This window comes from Amycolatopsis sp. NPDC003731, from assembly GCF_053586895.1.
Genome location: NZ_JBSFNC010000010.1, coordinates 112,099 through 118,261, shown reverse-complemented (window position 1 = coordinate 118,261; position 6,163 = coordinate 112,099). Strand labels below are relative to the sequence as shown.

The following is a 6,163-nucleotide window of genomic DNA, read 5'->3' as shown; positions in this document are numbered from 1 at the left end:
CTTACTTTCTGACACTTGACCAACTCCGCCATGATGCCCACAAACGGCCGCTCGACGCGGCGTGTCGCGTTGCTTAGTGCAGAGAAGCTTCCTCGTCCGCAACCGGCTCATCGCCGCCCTCACCGAGGGCACCTTGGTGGTCGAGGCGGGGCGGCGCAGCGGGGCCCGCAACACTGCCGGCACCGCCGGCGCCTTCGGCAAGGTGGTGATGGCGTTGCCGGGACCGGTGTCGTCGGGGATGTCCGTCGGCTGTCACGAACTGATCCGCGAGGCCAAAGCGACGCTGGTCTCGACCGTCGACGAAGTGCTCGAGACCGTCGGACACTTCGGCATCGCCGAGGAGCCCGTCGCGGGCCGGCCGAGACGGCGCACTGACCGGCTGGGGCCGGAGGCATTGCGCGCCTTCGAAGCACTGGTCGTGCGCGCCGACCGGTCCGATGCCGAGGTCGCGGCCGAATCCGGGCTCCCGTTGCGGCGGGTGCGGGCGCTGCTTCCCGAGCTGGAGATCGACGGATTCGCCGTCCGCGGGGAGTCCGGCTGGCGACGACGGAAGGAAAGCGCATGACGACGACGAAATCCGGGCGAAATCGTCGACGTCGTTCGGCCGGTCCGGTGGGGCCGCGTGGCGATCCTTGACCGAAGGCGGTTGTTCGCGCAGCGTGACATCCATGCCGCCACCACGCTCCGGCCGGGCCCGCCGTCCCGATCTGCGCGCGCTCCGGGCCGCCCTGCCCGAGCCCGTTCGAGCCGTCGTCACCTCCTACGAACGGCACCTGGGGCTCGAACGCGGCCTGTCCACGCACACTGTCCGGGCGTACGTCGGCGATGCGGTGTCACTGCTGGGGTTCGTCGTGGACGGTGGCGGTGACGTCGCGGAGCTGGACCTTGCGCGGCTGCGCGCGTGGCTCGCTGCCCAGCAATCCGGCGGGGCCGGCCGGACGACGCTCGCCCGGCGGGCGGCGTCGGCCCGGACGTTCACCGCCTGGGCGCACCGGACCGGCGTCCTGGCCACCGACCCGGGCGGGCGGCTCGCGGCGCCGCGGGCGCACCGGACCCTGCCGGGAGTGCTGCGTGCCGGACAGGCGGGAGAGGTCATGCAGGCGTCGGCCGCCGGGGCGGCGCAGCGCGATCCGGTCGCCCTGCGTGATCGCGCGATCGTCGAGCTGCTCTACGCCACCGGCATCCGCGTGTCCGAGTTGTGCGGACTGGACGTCGGCGGGGCCGACTTCTCCCGTCGTGTCGTGACGGTGCTGGGGAAGGGTGGCAAGGAACGCGTCGTCCCGTTCGGCGTTCCGGCAGCGGAGGCGCTCACGGACTGGATCGACGAGGGGCGGCCGAAGATCATCGCCGAAAGCAGTGGTGAGAGCGCCGAGCCCGCGCTTTTCCTGGGTGTCCGGGGCAAACGCGTCGACCCGCGGGCGGTGCGGCGCGTCGTGCACGACGCCGTCACGGCGGTGCCCGGAGCACTCGACATGGGGCCCCACGGCCTGCGGCATTCCGCCGCGACACATCTGCTCGAAGGGGGTGCCGATCTCAGGAGCGTTCAGGAACTGCTTGGTCACGCTACGCTTGCCACGACGCAGCTCTACACTCATGTGACCGTCGACCGGTTGAAAGCGATCCATGACCGAGCGCATCCCAGGGCCTGAGGCGGTCCGGGGAGGCTCGCCGGGGTCGTCACCAGCGGGCCCGGCGGCGCACGCGCATCCGCACGAGCACGGAGACGACACTGAGCCGCATGCCGAGAACGACTGTGCAATGACCGCAGGCCCGCACGTGACCGAAGCCGCCGGAGTGACCACTCACGGTGAGGCTGCCGCGCCCGCGGAGACCCGGGCCGGCTACGACGTCGACGCCGGGATCGCGGCTCTGTGGCAGCAGTTCGCCGACAGCCCGGACCAGGCGTCGCGCGATCGGCTCGTGCTGCACTACGCCCCGCTCGTCAAGTACGTCGCCGGCCGGGTCGGCACCGGGCTGCCCACCCACATCGACGTCGGAGATCTCGTCCAGTCGGGCATCTTCGGGCTCGTCGACGCGATCGAGAAGTTCGACCCCGAGCGCGGCCTGCGCTTCGAGACGTACGCGATGCAGCGCATCCGCGGCGCGATCCTCGACGACCTCCGTTCCCAGGACTGGGTGCCGCGTGCGGTGCGCAGCAAGGCCAAGGAGGCCGAGCGCGCGATGGAACGCCTCGGCGCTCGCCTGCACCGCACGCCGACCGACGCGGAGCTCGCCGCCGAACTCGGCATCGGCCTCGACGACCTGCGCGACTTCTACGGCCAGCTGCAGCTCACCAGCGTCGTCGCGCTGGAGGACCTGGTGGCCGCCGGCAAGGACAGCGGCTCGCTGGTCGACACGCTGCCCGACGACGACGCCGTCGACCCGGTCGCGGTGCTCGTCGACCAGGACAACCGCCGTCAGCTCGCCCAGGCGATCGCGCAGCTCACCGAGCGGGACAAGATCGTGGTCAGCCTCTATTACTTCGAGAGCCTGACCCTCGCCGAGATCGGCAAGGTCCTCGGCGTCACGGAGTCGCGGGTGAGCCAGCTGCACACGCGGGCGGTCATGCGGCTGCGCGCCAAGCTGGTCGAGCAGACCGGCAGCTGATCACCGATCACCTCCCCACGGCTTGAGCCGGTATTCGCCCACCTCGCCGGTCAGCGCGAGGGGATCGATGTATTCCTCGCCCCGCCGGACGCCCCAGTGCAGGCACGCGGCCACCGCGCAGCCGGGATGCCCGGCGAGGACGGTGCCGAGCACCTGGCCGCGGTAGACCTGGTCACCCACGGCCACTTTCGACACGACGGGCTCGTAGGTGGTGCGCAGGCCGCCGTCGTGATCGACGGACAGCACGGGCCGCCCGCCCACCAGGCCGGCGAAGACGACGACGCCTTGGTCGGCGGCCAGCACGTCTTGTCCGGGTACGGCGGCCAGGTCGATTCCGCGATGTCCTGGGCCGAAGGGCGTTTCGGGTGCGTCGAAGTACTTGGTGATCACCGGAACGGGTGACAGGGGCCACGAGAGCCGCGGTTGTCGCGCGGTGAGAGCACGACCGGTCGCGACCGACGGCGGCGGGACGGCCATGAGCGCGATCGCCCACGGCACGGCCGGGTCCCGCACGGCCGCAGGGGCAGCTGCGCGCGCCGCTGGAGAGGGGCGCGCGGTGCTTGCCGGCCGATCTGCGCCGGGAGGTGCCGTTCCCGTTGGCCATCCGTCCGGTTCTGCTGCAGGTGGAGTGAGGTCGCTCGCCTGGACCGTGGCCGGTCTGGCGAGCCGACCCGTCCCAAGCTTGGCCGGGGCTGCCATGCCCAGTCGGCCGCCCGGGCGCGGTGGTGGCATGAGGCTGGTCCGGGGTGCCGCCGCGGCGAGTCGGGTGCCAGGCGGTCGTGGTTCCAGGTGGCTGGTTCGCGCCGCGGTGAGTCGGGCGCTGGGCGCCAGTGGTGCCAGGTGGCTCGTTCGTGCCGCGGTGAGTCGGGCATCGAGAGCCAGCGGTTCCGGGCCGGTCGTGCGTGGTGCCGCCGCGGTGAGTCGGGCATCGGGCGCCAGTGGATCCGGGCCGGTCGTGTGTGGTGCCGCCGCGGTGAGGTGGGCGTCGGGCGGTTGTGATGCCAGGCCGCTGGTGCGCGATTCCTCCTCGGCGAGCTGGGCGCCCGGCGGTGAGGGTGTCGACTTGGCGGGCAGGGCGCCTGAGGGTGGCGCCAGGCCGCTCGTCCACGGCTCCGCCACCGCGCGCTGCGGCCGGGATCGGCCCACACCGGCCGCCTCTATCCCCAGCGTCGCCGATGCTGTCACCTCACCTCCCGAAGCCGCCGCTCCCGGCGCCCGGACACCCACCTCTCCGCCGACGAACAGCCCTCCCAAAACCGCCATCACCAGGGTAAACGCGCCCAAGAACCACCCCGGCGGACACCGCCGGACCTGCATGATCGACTCCATGGCTCCAGCGTGCGGCACTCGGGCGCGCGGTGGGGGGCGCGAGCCGAATCTGTGGATAACCGGACCCGATGTGGACAACCGGGTCGTGCAGCGGCCGCCGGTGGGGGCGGGGGTGGTGGGAGGGGGTAGAATCTTCTGCGCAGTCCGTTTCAGCGGGCTGACTTCGCGTGCACGTGCGCGTTCCCCCTTCTGGAAACAGCCGAGGGAGCGCACGGGGTCCGGCGGTCCTCGGGGGTCCTCCACTCCCGGGGTCCGGACGCCGGCGCGGGCACCAGGGCGAACGGCCACCCGGCCGGGAGCGACAAACCGAGCAGCGCGTCCAGCGGAAGCAAGGCGCGCACTACACAGAAGAGGTGTGATTCCGGCAATGGCCGTCGTCACCATGAAGCAGCTGCTCGACAGCGGCGTGCACTTCGGGCACCAGACCCGCCGGTGGAACCCGAAGATGAAGCGCTACATCTTCACCGAGCGCAACGGCATCTACATCATCGACCTGCAGCAGACGCTGACCTACATCGACCGTGCGTACGAGTTCATCAAGGAAACCGTCGCGCACGGCGGCACCATCATGTTCGTCGGCACCAAGAAGCAGGCTCAGGAAGCCATCGCCAACGAGGCCGCGCGCGTGGGCATGCCCTACGTCAACCAGCGCTGGCTCGGCGGCATGCTGACCAACTTCCAGACCGTGCACAAGCGCCTCCTCCGCCTCAAGGAGCTCGAGGCCCAGGAGCAGACCGGTGGCTTCACCGGCCTCACCAAGCGCGAGATCCTGACGCTGACCCGCGAGAAGGAAAAGCTCGAGAAGACCCTCGGCGGTATCCGCGACATGGCCAAGGTGCCGAGCGCGGTGTGGATCGTCGACACCAAGAAGGAGCACATCGCCGTCGGCGAGGCTCGGAAGCTGAACATCCCGGTCGTCGCGATCCTGGACACCAACTGCGACCCGGACGAGGTCGACTACCCGATCCCGGGCAACGACGACGCGATCCGGTCCGCCGCGCTGCTGACCAAGGTCGTCGCCGAGGCCGCGGCCGCCGGTCTGATGGCGCGCTCCAGCCGCAACGGTGCGTCCGCCGACGCGAAGCCGGAGCCGGGCGTCGCCTCCGACGAGCCGCTGGCCGAGTGGGAGAAGGAGCTGCTCGCCGGCTCCGAGACCGCCGCCGCCGACGCGAACGAGGCCGCTGCCGCGACCGAGGCTGCCACCGAGCAGGCGACCGCCTCCTCCTGATGCTCCACCGCCCGTGCGGCCGCGCCCCCGGGGCCCGGCCGCACGGGTGTAGCAACCCACAGATTTCCTGCAAAGGACGGATTTACCAGAATGGCGAACTACACCGCCGCTGACGTGAAGCGCCTGCGCGAGATGACCGGCGCCGGCATGATGGACTGCAAGAAGGCCCTCGAGGAGAACGGCGGCGACTTCGACAAGGCCGTCGAGTTCCTGCGGATCAAGGGCGCCAAGGACGTCGGCAAGCGCGCCGAGCGCGCCACCGCCGAGGGCCTGGTCACCGGCGACGGCGGCGTCCTCATCGAGCTCGACTCCGAGACCGACTTCGTCGCGAAGAACGCCGACTTCCAGGCGCTCGCCGCGAAGATCGTCGAGGTCGCGAAGTCGCTCAAGACCTCCGACGTCGAGGCGCTCAAGGGTGCCGAGCTCGACGGCAAGACCGTCAACGAGGTCGTCCAGGAGCTGTCCGCCCGCATCGGCGAGAAGCTCGAACTGCGCCGCGTCGTGGCCTTCGAGGGCCAGACCGCGACCTACCTGCACCGCCGCGGCTCCGACCTGCCGCCGGCCGTCGGTGTGCTCGTCGAGTTCACCGGTGACGACGCCGAGGCCGCCCGCGGGGCTGCCATGCAGGTCGCCGCGCTGCGCGCGAAGTACCTGACCCGCGACGAGGTGCCGGCCGACATCGTCGAGAACGAGCGCCGCATCGCCGAGCAGACCGCTCGTGAGGAAGGCAAGCCGGAGCAGGCCATGCCGAAGATCATCGAGGGCAAGGTCAACGCCTACTACAAGGACAACGTGCTGCTCGAGCAGCCGTCGGTCAAGGACAACAAGAAGACCGTGAAGGCCCTGCTGGACGAGGCCGGCGTGACGCTGACCAAGTTCGCGCGCTTCGAGGTCGGCCAGGCCTGAGGCCAGGTCCGGGCGTAGGTTTCACCCAGTGCCCCGTCTCCGTCCAATCGGGGACGGGGCACTGTCAGGTCTGGATATGACAAAAACAGGTCG

At 70.8% G+C, this 6,163-nt stretch carries 5 protein-coding genes and 1 pseudogene; 5 read left to right on the top strand and 1 reads right to left on the bottom strand.

All coding sequences use genetic code 11. The features are described from left to right. Window positions 1-88: 88 nt before the first annotated feature. From ACWDN5_RS06940 to ACWDN5_RS06930, 3 genes and pseudogenes are all read left to right on the top strand, one after another. A pseudogene (locus ACWDN5_RS06940) lies at window positions 89-565 on the top strand (DNA-processing protein DprA); the annotation flags it as partial. A gap of 103 nt (window positions 566-668) precedes the next feature. Further along, entirely contained in the window at window positions 669-1,649 is a 981-nt protein-coding gene (locus ACWDN5_RS06935) for a tyrosine recombinase XerC (protein ID WP_449675096.1), read from the top strand. A 109-nt stretch (window positions 1,650-1,758) separates the two neighbouring features. Next, window positions 1,759-2,607: a FliA/WhiG family RNA polymerase sigma factor gene (locus ACWDN5_RS06930; RefSeq protein WP_086845360.1), complete on the top strand. Its 849-nt coding sequence runs from the start codon at window positions 1,759-1,761 to the stop codon at window positions 2,605-2,607. Here the strand turns inward: ACWDN5_RS06930 and ACWDN5_RS06925 are convergent, their stop codons facing one another. Then, the gene (locus tag ACWDN5_RS06925) at window positions 2,608-3,084 is read right to left on the bottom strand and encodes a M23 family metallopeptidase (RefSeq protein WP_449675094.1); all 477 of its coding nucleotides are present in this window, start codon (window positions 3,082-3,084) and stop codon (window positions 2,608-2,610) included. 1,219 nt (window positions 3,085-4,303) lie between these two features. Between ACWDN5_RS06925 and rpsB the strand changes: the two genes are divergently transcribed. Both rpsB and tsf read left to right on the top strand, forming a co-directional pair. Then, window positions 4,304-5,164, top strand: a complete 861-nt coding sequence (rpsB, locus tag ACWDN5_RS06920) for a 30S ribosomal protein S2 (RefSeq protein WP_449675088.1) — start codon at window positions 4,304-4,306, stop codon at window positions 5,162-5,164. 90 nt (window positions 5,165-5,254) lie between these two features. After that, complete coding sequence (tsf, locus tag ACWDN5_RS06915; RefSeq protein WP_310974433.1) at window positions 5,255-6,070, top strand: translation elongation factor Ts; 816 nt, start codon at window positions 5,255-5,257, stop codon at window positions 6,068-6,070. Window positions 6,071-6,163 lie beyond the last annotated feature (93 nt).

What these genes read in the sequence shown, in the direction of transcription:
- ACWDN5_RS06935 (WP_449675096.1), top strand. Translation starts at nt 669, where the DNA reads ATGCCGCCACCACGCTCCGGCCGGGCCCGCCGTCCCGATCTGCGCGCG.
- ACWDN5_RS06930 (WP_086845360.1), top strand. Translation starts at nt 1,759, where the DNA reads ATGACCGCAGGCCCGCACGTGACCGAAGCCGCCGGAGTGACCACTCAC.
- ACWDN5_RS06925 (WP_449675094.1), bottom strand. Translation starts at nt 3,084, where the DNA reads ATGGCCGTCCCGCCGCCGTCGGTCGCGACCGGTCGTGCTCTCACCGCG.
- rpsB (WP_449675088.1), top strand. Translation starts at nt 4,304, where the DNA reads ATGGCCGTCGTCACCATGAAGCAGCTGCTCGACAGCGGCGTGCACTTC.
- tsf (WP_310974433.1), top strand. Translation starts at nt 5,255, where the DNA reads ATGGCGAACTACACCGCCGCTGACGTGAAGCGCCTGCGCGAGATGACC.